We start from the raw sequence: 17,556 nt of genomic DNA on the forward strand, positions 1-17,556 counted from the left end.
AACGGTCCCTGTGCGGGGTACGTCGCCGGGGCCGCCGGTCGAGGGCGGGGATCGGAAGACCGGCGGCCCGTACCGCGCAGGAGCCGTCATCCTGTGCGGGGCGGTTACCAGTTGACCGCGCAACAAGGCAGGCCGGGAGCGTGCGGATGACACCGGCGTGTGCGAAGGGTTCACACGGGGCGCGTGCGTGCGCGTGCACGCCGGGCGTGCGGAATGGCCCTGTGCGCCCCGGCCTTCACGCGCCGCGCGTGCGGAGCGCTGCGGGCGCCCCGGCGTTCACCACCCGCGCGCGTGCCACTCCGGCAGATGCGGTCGCTCGGCGCCCAGCGTCGTGTCGTTGCCGTGCCCCGGGTAGACCCATGTCTCGTCCGGCAGGACGTCGAAGATCTTCGTCTCCACGTCGCGGATCAGGCTGGCGAACGCCTCGGGGTCCTTCCATGTGTTGCCCACGCCGCCGGGGAAGAGGCAGTCGCCGGTGAACACATGGGGGTGGCCGTGCGGGTCGTCGTAGACGAGGGCGATCGAGCCCGGCGTGTGGCCGACCAGATGGCGGGCGGTGAGTTCCACGTGGCCCACCTGGAGGGTGTCGCCGTCGGCGACGAGGACGTCGGTCGGCACGGGGATGCCGGCGGCGTCGTCCCGGCCCGCGTAGGTGCGGGCGCCCGTGGCCTCGACGACCCGGGCGAGCGCCTGCCAGTGGTCGCCGTGCTGGTGCGTGGTGACGACGGAGGCGATGCCGTCGTCACCGATCATGCCGAGCAGGGCGTCCGCGTCGTTGGCCGCGTCGATCAGCAGCTGCTCGTCCGTGGCCCGGCAGCGCAGCAGATAGGCGTTGTTGTTCATCGGACCGACCGCGATCTTGGTGATCATCAGGTCCTTGAGTTCGTGCACGTCCGCCGGGCCACCGACGGTCACCTGTCCGCTGTACGTCATGGCGGTCAGTCTAGGACGCGCTCACAGCGGAGGAAGCTCCGGCAGCCGTCCGCCCTCCACCCGCAGCGTCGATCCGTCCCGACGTCCGGCGAGCCAGCCGAGCAGGTCCGCGGGCGGTCCCGTGACGGTGGCCACGACCGCCTCGGCCACCCGACCCGTCGTCCACGCGCGCGTGCCGTCCGTCAGCCGTGTCGGCGGTACGTCGGGGTGCCCGGTGAAGCGGTCGGCGAGGAACGCGATCTCTCTTCCCGTGAACTCCGCCGGTACGTCCTCCAGCTCGTACCCGATCCCCAGGTCGACGCGGTGCAGCTCCACCTCGACCCACCGCCGGAACGGCACCATGGCCGCCGAATCGGTCACCCCGTTGCGCAGCTGCACGATCCGCGACCAGTCGGCCGGCGCGGCCCCGGCCTCCTGGAAGCGGGCGGCGCTGTCGCGGACGTCCGCGAGCTGGACGTCGAGGGGGCGCGGGGCGTCGCGGTCGATGTCGGCGTCCCGGGCGTCGCCCGAGGCGTACATGGGGCGGCCTTCGAGTACGTTCACCAGGGCGTCCGCGTTCCGGGCGAGGTGGGCGAGGACATGACCACGGGTCCACCCGGGAAGCCGTGACGGCTCGGCCACCGACGCGTTGTCCAGTTCGGCGACTGCGGTGAGCAGCCGGTCCGTAGCGTCACGTACAGACGCCAGGTCATGCGCGTGATCAATCATGGTGCTGACCCTAGTCCCGCCACACCTTTGGGTGAAGGTGGTGAAGCGGTGCCGTAAATCGAATGCGCGTGCTATATGGTCGGTCGTGGCGTCGGGCATGCTGGATGGTCCGGGATTGTTGTCCCATTCGGGAATCCGACCGGCGTTGTCAGTGGCTCCCCCTAGTGTGAGAAGACACGGGGGCCTCGCCCCTGTCACTTCTCTGAAAGAAAGGTGCGGACCGGCGTGGCCGACCGTCTCATCGTCCGTGGCGCGCGCGAGCACAACCTGAAGAACGTCTCGCTCGACCTGCCGCGTGACTCGCTCATCGTCTTCACGGGCCTGTCCGGGTCGGGCAAGTCCTCCCTGGCCTTCGACACCATCTTCGCCGAGGGCCAGCGCCGCTACGTGGAGTCGCTCTCCTCGTACGCCCGCCAGTTCCTCGGCCAGATGGACAAGCCGGACGTCGACTTCATCGAGGGCCTCTCCCCGGCCGTCTCGATCGACCAGAAGTCGACCTCCCGCAACCCTCGCTCGACGGTCGGCACCATCACCGAGGTCTACGACTACCTGCGACTGCTCTTCGCCCGCATCGGCAAGCCGCACTGCCCCGAGTGCGGCCGGCCCATCGCCCGCCAGTCGCCGCAGGCCATCGTCGACAAGGTCCTGGAGCTGCCGGAGGGGAGCCGCTTCCAGGTCCTTTCGCCGCTCGTGCGCGAGCGCAAGGGCGAGTTCGTCGACCTGTTCGCCGACCTCCAGACCAAGGGCTACTCCCGCGCGCGGGTCGACGGCGAGACCATCCAGCTCTCCGAGCCGCCCACGCTGAAGAAGCAGGAGAAGCACACCATCGAGGTCGTCATCGACCGGCTCACGGTGAAGGACTCCGCCAAGCGCCGGCTCACCGACTCGGTGGAGACCGCCCTCGGCCTGTCCGGCGGCATGGTCGTCCTCGACTTCGTCGACCTCCCCGCCGACGACCCCGAGCGCGAGCGCATGTACTCGGAGCACCTGTACTGCGCCTACGACGACCTGTCCTTCGAGGAGCTGGAGCCCCGCTCCTTCTCCTTCAACTCGCCCTTCGGCGCCTGCCCCGAGTGCACGGGCATCGGTACGCGCATGGAGGTCGACCCGGAGCTGATCGTCCCGGACGAGGACAAGTCCCTCGACGAGGGCGCCATCCACCCCTGGTCGCACGGCCACACCAAGGACTACTTCGGCCGTCTCATCGGCGCCCTCGCGGACGCCCTCGGCTTCCGGACGGACATCCCCTTCGCCGGGCTGCCGCAGCGCGCCAAGAAGGCCCTGCTCCACGGCCACAAGACGCAGATCGAGGTGCGCTACCGCAACCGGTACGGCCGCGAGCGCGTGTACACCACGCCCTTCGAAGGCGCCGTCCCCTTCGTCAAGCGCCGCCACAGCGAGTCGGAGAGCGACGCCAGCCGTGAGCGCTTCGAGGGCTACATGCGCGAGGTGCCCTGCCCCACCTGTGAGGGCACGCGCCTGAAGCCGATCGTCCTCGCGGTCACCGTCATGGGGAAGTCGATCGCCGAGGTCTCCGGCATGTCCATCAGCGACTGCGCGGACTTCCTGGGCGAGCTGAAGCTCAGCGCTCGCGACAAGAAGATCGCCGAGCGGGTGCTGAAGGAGGTCAACGAACGGCTGAAGTTCCTGGTCGACGTCGGCCTGGACTACCTCTCGCTGAACCGCGCGGCCGGCACCCTCTCCGGCGGCGAGGCCCAGCGCATCCGCCTGGCCACCCAGATCGGCTCCGGCCTCGTCGGCGTGCTCTACGTCCTCGACGAGCCGTCCATCGGTCTGCACCAGCGTGACAACCACCGGCTGATCGAGACCCTGGTCCGGCTGCGCGACATGGGCAACACGCTCATCGTCGTCGAGCACGACGAGGACACCATCAAGGTCGCCGACTGGATCGTCGACATCGGCCCCGGCGCCGGCGAGCACGGCGGCAAGGTCGTGCACAGCGGCTCCCTGAAGGAGCTGCTCGCCAACGACGAGTCGGAGACCGGCCAGTACCTGTCCGGCAAGAAGGCCATCCCGCTCCCGGACATCCGCCGCCCGCACGACCCGTCCCGGCTGCTCACGGTGCACGGCGCCCGGGAGAACAACCTCCAGGACATCGACGTCTCGTTCCCGCTCGGCGTCTTCACCGCGGTCACCGGCGTCTCCGGCTCCGGCAAGTCCACGCTGGTCAACGACATCCTGTACACGCACCTGGCGCGCGAGCTCAACGGCGCCCGCAGCGTCCCCGGGCGGCACACGCGCGTGGACGGCGACGACCTCGTCGACAAGGTCGTCCACGTCGACCAGTCGCCCATCGGCCGCACCCCGCGGTCCAACCCGGCGACGTACACCGGCGTCTTCGACCACGTCCGCAAGCTGTTCGCCGAGACCACCGAGGCGAAGGTCCGCGGCTACCTGCCGGGCCGCTTCTCCTTCAACGTCAAGGGCGGCCGCTGCGAGAACTGCGCGGGCGACGGCACCATCAAGATCGAGATGAACTTCCTCCCGGACGTCTACGTCCCGTGCGAGGTCTGCCACGGCGCCCGGTACAACCGGGAGACCCTGGAGGTCCACTACAAGGGCAAGTCCATCGCCGAGGTCCTGAACATGCCGATCGAGGAAGCCATGAACTTCTTCGAGGCCGTCCCGGCGATCAACCGCCACCTCAAGACGCTCAACGACGTCGGTCTCGGCTATGTCCGCCTCGGCCAGTCCGCGACCACCCTGTCCGGCGGTGAGGCCCAGCGCGTGAAGCTCGCCAGCGAGCTCCAGAAGCGGTCCACCGGGCGCACGGTCTACGTCCTCGACGAGCCGACCACCGGTCTGCACTTCGAGGACATCAGCAAGCTGCTGAAGGTCCTGGCCGGCCTGGTCGACAAGGGCAACACGGTCATCGTCATCGAGCACAACCTCGACGTGATCAAGACCGCCGACTGGATCGTCGACATGGGCCCCGAGGGCGGCGCGGGCGGCGGTCTCGTCGTCGCCGAGGGCACCCCCGAGGAGGTCGCCGGAGTCCCCGCCAGCCACACCGGCAAGTTCCTGCGCGAGGTCCTCGGCGCCGACCGGGTCAGCGACGGGGCCGCGGTGAAGGCCCCGCGCAAGTCGACGGCCAGGACCGCGGCGAAGACGGCGACCAAGAAGACCGTCGCGGCCAGGTCGACGGCGAAGAAGACGGCGACGGCCAAGACCACGGCCGCGACCACGAAGAAGGCAGCCTCCGCGAAGAAGGCGGCCCCCGCCAAGAAGGCGACCCGGGCCCGCAAGGCCTGACGGGGCAGAACACCGGATCCCGGGAGGCGGCTGGCCGACAGCCGCCTCCCGGCACCGTTTCCGGCCCCCGTCCCTTTGATCGACAGGCCCCGGGCTGTCATGCTGCGCCCAGCACCGAGCACCAAGTGCCTTGCACAGCAGGGGGAATCCATGTCCGAACCCGTCGTCCCGGCCGCCAGAGGCACGTCACCGGACCGCCGTGAGGAAAAGCCCGCGGACGTCGTATGGCAGCGCCTCCAGGAACAGATCCGCTGGTTCGACAAGAAGAGCGAGTCCGCCCAACACCAGTTCAGGCGCCTGAAGATGGCGACCCTGGTGCTGGCGGCGGGCATCCCGGTAGTGGTGGCGGCCTCCGCGCCGAACTGGGTCGCGGCACTCATGGGCGCCCTGGTCGCGGTCGTCGAGGGAACCCAGCAGCTCTTCAAGTACCAGGAGAACTGGATCAGTTACCGCTCGGTCTGCGAGAACCTGCGCCGCGAGGAGCACCTGTACCTGGCCCACGCCGGCCCCTACGCCACCGCTCAGAACCCCGAACTGCTGCTCGTCGAGCAGGTGGAGAAACTCGGCAGCCAGGAGACGACCCAGTGGGCGGAGCGCGAGACGGCGCACTGACCTTCCGCTGCCTGCGGCCGTCTCCCTCGGCTCAGCCCTCTTACAAGCCCCCCACCTCACCGGCGTACGGCGGTTCCGCCCCCGCCCGTGAGCAGGTGATCGCCGCCGCGCGCGCCGCGAACCGCAGCAGTCGGGTCCAGTCGTCGGGGCGCAGTGCCTCAAGCGCCTCCGCGGACAGGGCGTCGAGGGCGGCCAGGCCGTGCAGCAGGGCCGCGTTCACGGTGTCACCGGCGCCGATCGTGTCGACCACGTCGACCTCCTCGCCCGGCACGGAGTGCACACCCCCGTCCCGGGTGAACGCGGTCAGCCCGTCACCGCCCTGGGTGACGACCACGGCAGAGGGGCCCGAGGCCAGCCACTCGCGCGGGGTGCCGCCGAGCCACAGCGCGTCCTCCTCCGAGAGCTTGAGCAGCGACACCGACGGCAGCCAGCTCTTGAACCGGGCCCGGTAGGCGTCCGCGTCCGGGATCAGCCCGGTGCGGATGTTGGGGTCGAGCGCGGTGAACACGCCCCGCGCGGCGGCGACCCGCATCAGCTCCTCGTAGGCGCTCGCCCCCGGTTCCAGCACCAGCGAACAGGTGCCGAACGACACCGCGCGCGTGTCGGCGGGGAGTTGGGCGGGGGCCGTGAACAGGCGGTCGGCGGTGCCGTCCACGTAGAAGGAGTAGGCGGCCGAGCCGTGCGTGTCGATCGTCGCGACGGCCAGCGTGGTCGGCTCCGGGCCGCGCTGCACGGCCGACACGTCCACCGAGGCCCGCCGCAGCCCGTCGAGCAGGGCCTCGCCGAACGCGTCGGACGACGTACGGGAGCAGAAGGCGGTGGGGGAGCCGAGGCGGCCGAGGGCGACGGCCGTGTTGTACGGGCCGCCGCCGAGCGCCGGCGTCAGCGCCGCCAGGGCTCCCGTGCCCTGCGGTACCAGGTCGATGAGTGCCTCACCGGCGACGACGATCACGAGACGGTTCCTTTCTGAGGGTCTTCAGGGTTCTCGGACTTCCCGGACCGCGCGGGCGGTGCGACGGTTTCGGCGCAGCCGCACGAACCGCGGTGGACGAACGTGCAGGGCAGCCGCACGGTCCGGGCGGGCTCGTCCGGCGCGGCCAGCCGTGCCAGCAGCACCCGTACCGCTTCGGCGCCGATCTCCTTGCTGGGCTGGGAGATCGCGGTCAGCCGGGGGGAGAAGAGGTCGGCCCAGGCGAAGTCGTCGAAGCAGCACAGCGCGAGGTCGCCCGGCACCGACACGCCGTGGTCGCGCAGGGCGCGCAGGGCGCCGATGGTCATCGCGTTGTTGGCCGTGACGAGTGCCGTGGGCGGATCGGTGAGGGCCAGCAGGGCGGCGGTCGCCCGCTCGGCACCGGCCGACGCGGAGTCGCCGTGCGCGACGAGCCGCTCGTCGTACGGCAGTCCGGCGGCCGTGAGGCCGGACCGGTACCCGGCGATCCGCTCATCGCTGGTGCTGAGCCCGGACAGCCCGGCGACCAGGCCGATCCGCCGGTGGCCCAGGCCGGCGAGGTGGGTGACCAGCAGGCCGGTCGGCCCGATGTTCTCGGCGCACACCTGGTCGAAACGAGGCGCGTCGCCGACCACCCGGTCCAGCAGCACCGTCGGTACCCGATGGCGGTCCAGGTAGGCCAGCAGCTCTCCGGGTTCCGCGGAGGGGGCGACGATCATGCCGTCCACCCGGCGCTCGTGCAGGAGCTGGACGACCTTGCGCTCATGGACGGGGTCGTCGTGCGGGTCGGCGATGAGGAGGCTGTAGCCGTGTCGCAGTGCCTCGGCCTCGACGCCCTGGAGGATCTCAGTGAAGTACGGATTGCTGATCGCCGACACCGCGAGCCCTATGGAACGGGTGCGGGACGTCACCAGGGCACGGGCGAGCGTGTTGGGCGTGTAACCGAGCTCGTCCATGGCGTCGAGGACCGCCTGGCGGGTGTGGGGGAGGACCGGCCGGGTGCCGTTGAGCACATGCGAGACGGTCGCCACGGAGACGCCCGCGCTGCGCGCCACGTCGGCCATGGTCGGCATGGCGACCCCCCTCGTTCCCTCCCAGAAACACCTTCAGGCCGGGAAGGTATCCCATCCAGAGCCGCGCGTAAACGCTTGCGCAAGCGTTTACGCGCGGTACCGGGCCTCAGAGGGGCTCGCTCCGGACATCGGAGGGGCGTGCTGCCGACCTCACAGGGGCAGGCTCCGCGCCTCAGAGGGCGCGCTCTACTCCCAGTCCCACCCGATCCCCACGATCCCGCTCCGCACCCGCGGCTCGACGATGTGGACCGAGCGATGGAGCCCGGTGAGGGCCAGTTCCTGGCGGCCGCTGCGAGGGGCCGCGGGCGAGTGCTGGGTGAAGCGGTGGCAGCGGGACGGCAGCGCGTTCTCGTCGAACCGCACCTGGAGCGCGTACTGGCCGCCGGCCGGCCCGAACCCGCGGACGTACTCGCGGGAGACACCGGCCGTGCCGTCCTCGATGGCGTAGCGGAAGAGGAACGTATCGCCCGCGCGCAGCCGGGTGTCGAAGAGCAGCTCGGCCACCAGCACCCCGGTGTCGTGGTGCAGCCGGACGCGACCCGTGCGGCAGTTCTCCAGCGCGTGCACCCGCATATGCTCCGGTGCGCACCCCGGGTCGCCGTGGTGGACGGCCAGGAAGCGGTCGACGCCGTCCTTGTGGGCGCGCACGATGTGGTGCGACTCGCGCCCGAGGAGTTCGCGGCGCCCGCCGATGCGTACCCACTCGTGGTGCCCGAGGGTGTGCAGTCCGCCGTCCACGGGTGAGCCCAGTTCGGCCAGCAGCCCTTGCAGGACGCCGGAGGCCTCGACGAGGGAGCGGTAGGAGCGGGCGGCGGGGCGCTGGCCGGCCGCACTGTCCTCGGTCTCGGCGAGCAGCCTGATCAGCGACTCCTCGGGCAACTGGAGGATCTCCTCCAGGGCGCGGACCGCGCGCAGCGACTCGGGCCGCTGTGGCCGCCGTGCTCCCTGCTGCCAGTAGCTCAGGCTGGTGACACCGACTTTGACCCCGTGGCGGGAGAGGTGGTGCTGCACGCGCTGGAGGGGCAGACCGCGGGCGGCGATCGCGGCACGCAGGGCCACGTGGAAGGGGCCGCCTCGCAGGGCCGAGTCCAGTTCCGCGGTGGCGACGACGGCGGCGACGTCCGCGTGCTGTGTGGCGTGCGGCATGCAGGGGCCTTTCTGTGGGTGTTCGCAACGGCTGGTCAGACCGTGCGCGGGGACGTCCTCGGGGCCACCCCGTCGGCGCGGGGGGCGTCATCACATACGTACGCCGTCGCTTCCGTGCGCCGTCGTTCACGGCCCCGAGTTCCCCCGCATTGAAGCGTGTTGACCTAGTCCCGACAACACCTCCTGCCCAACAGCGGCCCCTGTGCGGCTGATACGCGACCGGTGGAGTCAAGTCGGCGCGCCGAAGCGGTCGTTGTCGAGTACGACTCCGATCGCCCCGGTGGCGAGCGACACCCGGGAGCTGCCGGCCGGGGGCCGAGGCATCGGCTGCCTCCGCAAGGTCCGCACTCTCATGGCCGAGGGCCGCAGGGTGCGCGGCGCGGGTCGCGGACCGCTGAAGGCTTCGTCCACAGCCTCGCCGGACTGTCACCGCCCGCCAGTAGGGTGTGAAGCATGGCCGACCCCTCCAGCTACCGCCCCAGGCCGGGACAGATCCCGGACTCTCCCGGGGTCTACAGGTTCCGTGACGAGCACCGCCGGGTGATCTACGTCGGTAAGGCGAAAAGCCTGCGCCAGCGCCTGGCGAGCTACTTCCAGGACCTGGCGAACCTGCACCCCCGCACCCGCACGATGGTGACCACCGCCGCGTCCGTGGAGTGGACGGTGGTGTCCACGGAGGTCGAGGCCCTGCAACTGGAGTACTCCTGGATCAAGGAGTACGACCCCCGGTTCAACGTCAAGTACCGCGACGACAAGAGCTACCCGTACCTCGCGGTGACGATGAACGAGGAGTTCCCGCGCGTACAGGTGATGCGCGGCCACAAGAAGAAGGGCGTCCGTTACTTCGGGCCCTACGGACACGCGTGGGCGATCCGCGACACCGTCGACCTCCTGCTGCGTGTCTTCCCCGTCCGCACCTGCTCCGCCGGTGTCTTCAAGAACGCCGCCCGCACCGGCCGCCCCTGCCTCCTCGGCTACATCGGCAAGTGCTCCGCGCCCTGCGTCGGCCGGGTGTCGGCACAGGAACACCGCGAGCTCGCCGAGGAGTTCAGCGACTTCATGGCCGGCCGCACCGGCACCTACCTCCGCCGCCTGGAGAAGCAGATGACGGAGGCGGCCGAGGAGATGGAGTACGAACGGGCGGCCCGTCTGCGCGACGACATCGGGGCCCTGAGGAAGGCCATGGAGAAGAGCGCGGTCGTGCTCGCCGACGCGACCGACGCCGACCTGATCGCGGTCGCCGAGGACGAGCTCGAAGCCGCCGTGCAGATCTTCCACGTCCGCGGCGGACGTGTGCGCGGCCAGCGCGGCTGGGTCACCGACAAGGTCGAGGAGATCACCACCGGCGCCCTCGTGGAGCACGCCCTCCAGCAGCTCTACGGCGAGGAGACCGGCGACTCCGTCCCCAAGGAGGTCCTCGTCCCGGCCCTGCCCGAGCCGGTCGAGCCCGTCCAGGAGTGGCTGACCGGACGCCGCGGCTCGGGTGTCTCGCTGCGCATCCCGCAGCGCGGCGACAAGAAGGCCCTCATGGAGACCGTCGCGCGCAACGCCCAGCAGGCCCTCGCGCTGCACAAGACCAAGCGCGCCTCCGACCTCACCACACGCTCGCGTGCCCTGGAGGAGATCGCCGAGGCCCTCGACCTCGACAGCGCCCCGCTCAGGATCGAGTGCTTCGACATCTCCCACCTCCAGGGCGACGACGTCGTGGCCTCCATGGTCGTCTTCGAGGACGGCCTCCAGCGCAAGAGCGAGTACCGCCGCTTCCAGATCAAGGGCTTCGAGGGCCAGGACGACGTCCGCTCCATGCACGAGGTCATCACCCGCCGCTTCAAGCGCTACATCGCCGATAAGGAGAAGACCGGCGAGTGGGGGGACGAGGGTGCCCAAGAGGTCGCCCAGGACGCCGCACAGGACGACTTCCGGGACGCCTCCGGGAACACCCTCACCGAGGACATCGGCCGGCCGAAGAAGTTCGCGTACCCGCCCCAGCTCGTCGTCGTCGACGGCGGTCAGCCGCAGGTGGCCGCCGCCAGGAAGGCCCTCGACGAGCTCGGTATCGACGACATCGCCGTCTGCGGCCTCGCCAAGCGCCTGGAGGAGGTCTGGCTCCCCGACGAGGACGACCCGGTCGTCCTGCCGCGGACCAGCGAGGGCCTCTATCTCCTCCAGCGCGTCCGTGACGAGGCCCACCGCTTCGCGATCACCTACCAGCGCACCAAGCGGGCCAAGCGGTTCCGGTCCAGCCCGCTGGACGACGTACCGGGGCTCGGGGACACCCGTAAGCAGGCGCTTCTGAAACATTTCGGCTCGTTGAAGAAACTTCGATCTGCCACCATCGATCAGATCTGCGAGGTTCCCGGCATAGGCCGCAAAACGGCCGAGACCATTGCCGTGGCCCTGGCCCAGGCGGCACCGGCCGCGCCTGCCGTGAACACAGCTACTGGAGAGATCATGGAAGAGGAACCCGACATCATGGGTTCCGGTGGGGAGCCCGCGACGGCGGGCGCCCCGGACGAACGACGGGGGCAGGAGACATGAATGTGAACGAGCACGAAGGCCAAGAGAGCCAAAACGGAGACGGAGCACAGGTGAGTACGGGTACGACCGCTGACGCGGCCGGAACCCCCGACGTGGCCATCCCGGAGCTGGTGATCATCTCCGGCATGTCCGGGGCCGGCCGGTCGACCGCCGCCAAGTGTCTGGAGGACCTCGGCTGGTTCGTCGTCGACAACCTCCCGCCCGCGCTGATCCCCACCATGGTGGAGCTGGGCGCCCGCTCGCAGGGCAACGTCGCCCGGATCGCGGTGGTCGTCGACGTCCGCGGCCGGCGCTTCTTCGACAACCTCCGCGAGTCCCTCGCCGACCTGGAGGCCAAGCACGTCACCCGGCGGATCGTCTTCCTGGAGTCCTCCGACGACGCCCTGGTGCGCCGCTTCGAGTCCGTGCGCCGCCCGCACCCCCTCCAGGGCGACGGCCGCATCGTCGACGGCATCGACGCCGAGCGCGAGCTCCTGCGCGAGCTGCGCGGCGACGCCGACCTGGTCATCGACACCTCCAGCCTCAACGTGCACGAGCTGCGCGCCAAGATGGACGCCCAGTTCGCCGGTGAGGAGGAGCCCGAGCTGCGGGCCACCGTCATGTCCTTCGGCTTCAAGTACGGCCTCCCGGTCGACGCCGACCTCGTCGTGGACATGCGCTTCCTGCCCAACCCGCACTGGGTCCCGGAGCTGCGGCCGTACACCGGCCTGAACGAGGAGGTGTCGGCGTACGTCTTCAACCAGCCCGGCGCCAAGGAGTTCATCGACCGCTACAGCGAACTGCTCCAGCTGATCGCGGCCGGCTACCGCCGCGAGGGCAAGCGGTACGTGACCATCGCGGTCGGCTGCACCGGCGGCAAGCACCGCTCCGTCGCCACCTCCGAGAAGCTCGCCGCCCGCCTCGTCTCCCAGGGTGTGGAGACGGTGGTCGTACACCGGGACATGGGACGCGAATGACCGCACGTTCTCCGCGGCTGGGCCGGCTCGGCAGGCTGGGCCGGACGGTGCCCGAGTCCCGCGCGGGCCGGCCCGTCGAGACCCGGGGCGCCAGGCCCCGCCGCCGCGGCGCCCAGCCCAAGGTCGTCGCCCTCGGCGGCGGCATGGGCCTGTCCGCCTCGCTCGCCGCGCTGCGCCGGATCACCGGCGACCTCACCGCCGTCGTCACCGTCGCCGACGACGGCGGCTCCAGCGGCCGGCTCCGCGACGAGCTGGGTGTCCTGCCGCCCGGCGATCTGCGCAAGGCGCTGGCCGCGCTGTGCGGGGACGACGACTGGGGCCAGACCTGGGCCCGCGTCATCCAGCACCGCTTCCACTCCAAGGGCGACCTGCACGACCACGCGGTCGGCAATGTGCTGATCGTCGCCCTGTGGGAGCAGCTCGGCGACCATGTCCAGGCCCTGGACCTGGTCGGCAAGCTGCTCGGCGCGCACGGACGCGTGCTGCCCATGTCCGCCGTACCCCTGGAGCTCCAGGCGCTGGTCAAGGGGCACGACCCGGAGCGGCCGGAGGACGTGGACACCGTCCGCGGCCAGGCCACCGTCGCCCTCACCCCGGGCGAGGTGCAGTCCGTGCACGTCGTGCCGCACGACCCGCCCGCGGTCCCCGAGGCGGTGGCCGCGGTCCTGGACGCGGACTGGGTGGTCCTCGGTCCGGGCTCCTGGTTCTCCTCGGTCATCCCGCACCTGCTGGTGCCGGAACTGCTGGACGCGCTCACGGAGACGAAGGCGCGCCGGGTACTCTCGCTGAACCTCGCGCCGCAGCCCGGAGAAACCGATGGCTTCTCCCCGCAGCGTCATTTGGAGGTTTTGGGACGACACGCCCCTAAACTCGCCCTGGACGTGGTGCTGGCCGACGAGGCCGCCGTGCCCGACCGTGACTCGCTCACCGATGCCGCCAAGCGGTTCGGCGCCGCGGTCGAGCTGGCCCCGGTGGCCCGGCCCGACGGAACCCCGAGGCACGATCCGGAGCTCTTGGCCGCCGCGTACGACCGTATTTTTCGGATGCATGGAAGGATCGGCCCATGGCGATGACGGCAGCGGTGAAGGACGAGATCTCCCGGCTCCCCGTCACCCGGACCTGCTGCAGAAAGGCGGAGGTCTCGGCCATCCTGCGGTTCGCCGGCGGCCTTCACCTGGTGAGCGGGCGCATCGTGATCGAGGCGGAGCTGGACACCGCGATGGCGGCCCGTCGGCTCAAGCGGGACATCCTGGAGATCTTCGGCCACAGCTCGGAGCTGATCGTGATGGCGCCGGGCGGACTGCGCCGCGGCTCGCGTTACGTCGTGAGGGTCGTCGCCGGCGGTGACCAGCTGGCCCGGCAGACCGGCCTGGTCGACGGCCGGGGCCGCCCGATCCGCGGTCTGCCCCCGCAGGTCGTCTCCGGGGCCACCTGTGACGCGGAGGCGGCCTGGCGCGGGGCGTTCCTGGCGCACGGCTCGCTCACCGAGCCCGGCCGTTCCTCCTCCCTGGAGGTGACCTGCCCGGGTCCCGAGGCCGCGCTCGCCCTGGTCGGCGCCGCCCGGCGGCTGTCCATCGCCGCGAAGGCCCGCGAGGTGCGCGGAGTGGACCGCGTGGTCGTCCGGGACGGCGACGCGATCGGCGCGCTGCTCACCCGGCTCGGCGCGCACGAGTCGGTGCTGGCCTGGGAGGAGCGCCGGATGCGTCGCGAGGTGCGGGCGACGGCGAACCGGCTCGCCAACTTCGACGACGCCAACCTGCGCCGCTCGGCCCGCGCGGCCGTCGCCGCCGGTGCCCGGGTCCAGCGCGCGCTGGAGATCCTCGCCGACGACGTGCCCGAGCACCTCGCCGCCGCCGGGCGGCTGCGCATGGACCACAAGCAGGCCTCCCTGGAGGAGCTGGGCGCGCTCGCCGACCCGCCGCTGACCAAGGACGCCGTCGCGGGCCGTATCCGCCGACTGCTCGCCATGGCCGACAAGCGGGCCCAGGACCTCGGCATTCCGGGTACGGAGTCCAGCATCACCGAGGAGATGGCCGACAACCTGGCAGGCTGACCCCTCGTCAATGCGCCGGTGCCGCCGCCCGCTTGGGTGAACGGCACCGGCTTTCGCATGTCTGTGAGGCACCCTTGACTGGATCATGAAGTGTCATGAGCCTGGCATACGTTCGCTGCTGTGGCGGACCACCGCAAGGGGGGCACATGAGACGCAGAGCGAGACCGATCCTCGCCGTTGGCGCACTCCTTCTGGGCGGCGCGGGCCTCGCGCCGCTCGCCCACGCCGCGGAGAGCGCCGGCTCTCCCGGTCCCGACGAGATCAAGGTCTTCCGGGCCGATGTCACCAGCGCGCAGGTACCCCTGCTGCTGGCGGCCGGTCAGGACGGCCACGAACTGAGTGAGCAGGTACCCGCGAAGGGCACCGCGACCGTCGAGGTCTACCTCACCGACAAACAGGCCGACAAGCTGGAGAAACAGGGCGTCGAGCTCACCGAGCACACCCTCTCCGCCAAGGCCGAGGCCCGCGTCGACGCCGCCGCCGAGGGCGTGTACCGCCCCTACAGCGGCAGTGGCGGCCTCAAGCAGGAGATCCTCGCCACCGCCCAGGCCAACCCCGGCCTCACCAAGGCGGTCTCCATCGGCAAGACCGTGAACGGCCAGGACATCCTCGCGGTCAAACTGACCAAGAACGCGAAGCACACCAAGGACGGCGCCAAGCCCTCCGTCCTCTACATGTCCAACCAGCACGCGCGCGAGTGGATCACCCCGGAGATGACCCGGCGGCTGCTCCACTACTACCTGGACCACTACAAGACCGACCAGCGGATCAAGAAGATCGTCGACTCCACCGAACTGTGGTTCGTCCTCTCGGCCAACCCCGACGGCTACGACTACACGTTCACCGGCACCGACCAGCGTCTGTGGCGCAAGAACCTGCGCGACAACAACGGCGACGGCTCCATCGCCATCGGCGACGGCGTCGACCTCAACCGCAACTTCTCCTACAAGTGGGGCTACGACGACGAGGGTTCGTCCCCCAACCCCACCAGCGAGACCTACCGCGGCACGGAACCGGGCTCCGAGCCCGAGACCAAGGCGCTCGACGCCTTCGAGAAGCGGATCGGGTTCACGTACGGCATCAACTACCACTCCGCCGCCGAACTCCTCCTCTACGGAGTCGGCTGGCAGGTGGCCACCGACACTCCGGACGACGTCATGTACAAGGCGCTCGCCGGCACCCCCGACAACTCCGCGATCCCCGGCTACCGGCCGCAGGTCTCCTCGGAGCTCTACACCACCAACGGCGAGGCCGACGGCCACGCTTCGAACGTCAACGGCCTGGCGATGTTCACGCCCGAGATGTCGACCTGCCAGACCGCCTCGGACCTCGACCCGAACGACCAGTGGAACGCGGCCGACTGCCAGTCGGTCTTCAACTTCCCGGACGACGAGAAGCTGATCCAGCAGGAGTTCGAGAAGAACGTCCCCTTCGCGCTCTCCGTCGCCGAGTCCGCGAAACAGCCCGACCAGCCGAAGTCCTCGCTCGGCCTGAAGGCCGCCGACTTCACCCCCAAGACGTTCAGCACGTCCTACGCGCGCGGCGCGAGCCAGGAAGTCTCCGCCGTCGTACGCCGGGCCGTGCGCGACAAGGAGCTCAAGTACCGCGTCAACGGCGGCCGTACGCACGACGTGTCGCTCAGGGCGTGGAAGGGCGGCGAGACGTACGGCGGTGAGGACAACCTCTACTTCGACGAGTACCGCGCCAAGGTCGCGGGCGCCCGTCCGGGCGACAAGGTCGAGGTCTGGTTCACCGGCGAGACACGCGGCGGAAAGTCCACCTCCAGCTCGCACTTCACCTACACGGTCGCCGAACGGCCGTCCGCGGACACGCTCGTCGTCGCCGAGGAAGGCGCGACCGCGACCCAGGCGCAGACCTACGTCGACGCGCTGAAGGCCAACGGCCGCAAGGCGATCGTCTGGGACGTCGCCACGCAGGGCGCGCCCGACGCGCTCGGCGTCCTCGACCACTTCAAGACGGTCGTCCACTACACGGGCGCGAGCATCCCCGGCAACGCCACCCAGCTCCAGCTGCGGGCCTTCCTCAACGAGGGCGGCAAGCTGATCGAGGCCGGTGAGCGGGCCGGCGGCAGCGTCGACCTCGGCGGCGGCACCCTGTCGAACGACTTCAGCCAGTACTACCTGGGCGCCTACACCCGTACGTCGCTGCCGAACGCCACCGCCTTCCAGGGCAGCGGCAAGCTCGCCGGAGCCGGCGGAGCGCTCGGCGCCGCCCCGGGCAACCCCCTCGACACCGCGGGGTCGTTCAGCGTCACCTCGGACAGCCTGCCGGTCTCGACGTACCCGCAGTTCGCCAGCGCGGGCGCGGGCAGCTACCCGGGCACGATCAACCCGTACGGCCCCTACGAGGGCGCCTCCATGGCCGCCGTCACCCACAGCGACTACGCCTGGAACCGTCTCACCCGCACCATCGACCTCACGAACGTGACCGCCGCCCAGGCGCCCACGTTCCAGACCCGGATGCTGTGGAACACCGAGGAGGGCTACGACCACGCCGTCCTGGAGGCCCACACGGCCGGGGCCGACGACTGGACCACGCTTCCGGACAAGAACGGCCAGACCAGCACCGCCGTACCCGCCGAGTGCGAGGCCGGGTACTTCATCGCGGCCCACCCCGCGCTCAAGCGGTATCTGACCCTCGGCGCCGGCGGCTGCGCCAACACCGGCACCAGCGGCCAGTGGAACAGCTTCACCGGGGCGTCGGCCGGGTGGCAGCAGGTCGCCTTCGACCTCTCCGCCTACGCAGGCAAGAAGGTCGAGATCTCCGTCAGCTACATCACCGACCCCGGCAGCGGCGGTCGCGGCGTCCTCGTCGACAACGCCTCCGTCGTCATCGGCGGCCAGGCCGTGGAGACCGAGGGCTTCGAGACCTCGCTGGGTGCCTGGAGCGTCCCCGGACCGCCCGCGGGCAGCCCGGCGGTCGTCAAGGACTGGGGGCTCGCCGGTGAACTTTTCAAGACGTACGGCGCCGTCACCACGGACGACACCGTGCTGCTGGGCTTCGGCCTGGAGCACGTCACCGCGGCGGCCGACCGCACGGCACTGCTCGGAAAGGCGCTCACGGCGCTCGACGGATGAGCGCGGACAAACACGGACGAGCGGGGAGCGCACTGGTCAACACTGACTGACTCTCCGTAGTCAATTCGGGCCATAGAGCTTTTCGGCCCGGGCGGTCCGTACCCCTACTGGCGGGTACGGACCGCCTGCCCGTGTATGGGCCATCTCGATGTCACTGACGAGGCATCGGAGAGGTAGGGTCGTAGGCGGTCGGGGACATCCCAAACAGAGCTCGCCG

At 70.6% G+C, this 17,556-nt stretch carries 12 protein-coding genes; 7 read left to right on the forward strand and 5 right to left on the reverse strand.

Annotated elements, in window-relative coordinates; translation table 11 throughout:
- Nucleotides 1–276: 276 nt before the first annotated feature.
- Both OG866_RS33135 and OG866_RS33140 read right to left on the reverse strand, forming a co-directional pair.
- Nucleotides 277–933: an MBL fold metallo-hydrolase gene (locus tag OG866_RS33135; protein WP_329340450.1), complete on the reverse strand. Its 657-nt coding sequence runs from the start codon at nucleotides 931–933 to the stop codon at nucleotides 277–279.
- Nucleotides 934–954: 21 nt separating this feature from the next.
- Nucleotides 955–1,641: a maleylpyruvate isomerase family mycothiol-dependent enzyme gene (locus tag OG866_RS33140; protein ID WP_329340452.1), complete on the reverse strand. Its 687-nt coding sequence runs from the start codon at nucleotides 1,639–1,641 to the stop codon at nucleotides 955–957.
- A gap of 225 nt (nucleotides 1,642–1,866) precedes the next feature.
- On the opposite strand from OG866_RS33140, the gene uvrA reads away from it, so the two are divergent.
- Both uvrA and OG866_RS33150 read left to right on the forward strand, forming a co-directional pair.
- A complete protein-coding gene (gene uvrA / locus OG866_RS33145) occupies nucleotides 1,867–4,914 on the forward strand; it encodes an excinuclease ABC subunit UvrA (protein WP_329340454.1) in 3,048 nt (1,015 codons plus the stop codon).
- A 150-nt stretch (nucleotides 4,915–5,064) separates the two neighbouring features.
- A complete protein-coding gene (locus OG866_RS33150) occupies nucleotides 5,065–5,526 on the forward strand; it encodes a DUF4231 domain-containing protein (RefSeq protein WP_329340456.1) in 462 nt (153 codons plus the stop codon).
- A gap of 40 nt (nucleotides 5,527–5,566) precedes the next feature.
- Here the strand turns inward: OG866_RS33150 and OG866_RS33155 are convergent, their stop codons facing one another.
- From OG866_RS33155 to OG866_RS33165, 3 genes are all read right to left on the reverse strand, one after another.
- Nucleotides 5,567–6,478, reverse strand: a complete 912-nt coding sequence (locus OG866_RS33155; protein WP_329340458.1) for a carbohydrate kinase family protein — start codon at nucleotides 6,476–6,478, stop codon at nucleotides 5,567–5,569.
- On the reverse strand, nucleotides 6,475–7,548 hold the full coding sequence (locus OG866_RS33160) for a LacI family DNA-binding transcriptional regulator (RefSeq protein ID WP_329340459.1): 1,074 nt from the start codon (nucleotides 7,546–7,548) through the stop codon (nucleotides 6,475–6,477). Before OG866_RS33160 ends, OG866_RS33155 begins: the two co-directional genes overlap by 4 nt.
- Nucleotides 7,549–7,734: 186 nt before the next feature.
- Nucleotides 7,735–8,694 (reverse strand): hypothetical protein, encoded by a 960-nt coding sequence (locus OG866_RS33165; protein ID WP_329340461.1) that lies wholly within the window; start codon nucleotides 8,692–8,694, stop codon nucleotides 7,735–7,737.
- A 453-nt stretch (nucleotides 8,695–9,147) separates the two neighbouring features.
- Here OG866_RS33165 and uvrC point away from each other — a divergent pair, with 453 nt between their 5' ends.
- The 5 genes from uvrC to OG866_RS33190 all read left to right on the forward strand — a co-directional run bounded on the left by uvrC (nucleotide 9,148) and on the right by OG866_RS33190 (nucleotide 17,339).
- The gene (gene uvrC, locus OG866_RS33170) at nucleotides 9,148–11,232 is read left to right on the forward strand and encodes an excinuclease ABC subunit UvrC (protein WP_329340462.1); all 2,085 of its coding nucleotides are present in this window, start codon (nucleotides 9,148–9,150) and stop codon (nucleotides 11,230–11,232) included.
- A complete protein-coding gene (gene rapZ / locus OG866_RS33175; RefSeq protein WP_329340463.1) occupies nucleotides 11,229–12,188 on the forward strand; it encodes an RNase adapter RapZ in 960 nt (319 codons plus the stop codon). Before uvrC ends, rapZ begins: the two co-directional genes overlap by 4 nt.
- On the forward strand, nucleotides 12,185–13,261 hold the full coding sequence (locus OG866_RS33180; protein WP_329340464.1) for a gluconeogenesis factor YvcK family protein: 1,077 nt from the start codon (nucleotides 12,185–12,187) through the stop codon (nucleotides 13,259–13,261). Before rapZ ends, OG866_RS33180 begins: the two co-directional genes overlap by 4 nt.
- Nucleotides 13,252–14,241, forward strand: a complete 990-nt coding sequence (gene whiA, locus OG866_RS33185; RefSeq protein ID WP_329340465.1) for a DNA-binding protein WhiA — start codon at nucleotides 13,252–13,254, stop codon at nucleotides 14,239–14,241. Before OG866_RS33180 ends, whiA begins: the two co-directional genes overlap by 10 nt.
- Before the next feature lie 146 nt (nucleotides 14,242–14,387).
- On the forward strand, nucleotides 14,388–17,339 hold the full coding sequence (locus OG866_RS33190) for a M14 family metallopeptidase (protein ID WP_329340467.1): 2,952 nt from the start codon (nucleotides 14,388–14,390) through the stop codon (nucleotides 17,337–17,339).
- Nucleotides 17,340–17,556: the final 217 nt, after the last annotated feature.

Origin of the sequence: Streptomyces sp. NBC_00663, assembly GCF_036226885.1 — a bacterium.
In the GTDB taxonomy this organism is placed as follows: Bacteria; Actinomycetota; Actinomycetes; order Streptomycetales; family Streptomycetaceae; genus Streptomyces.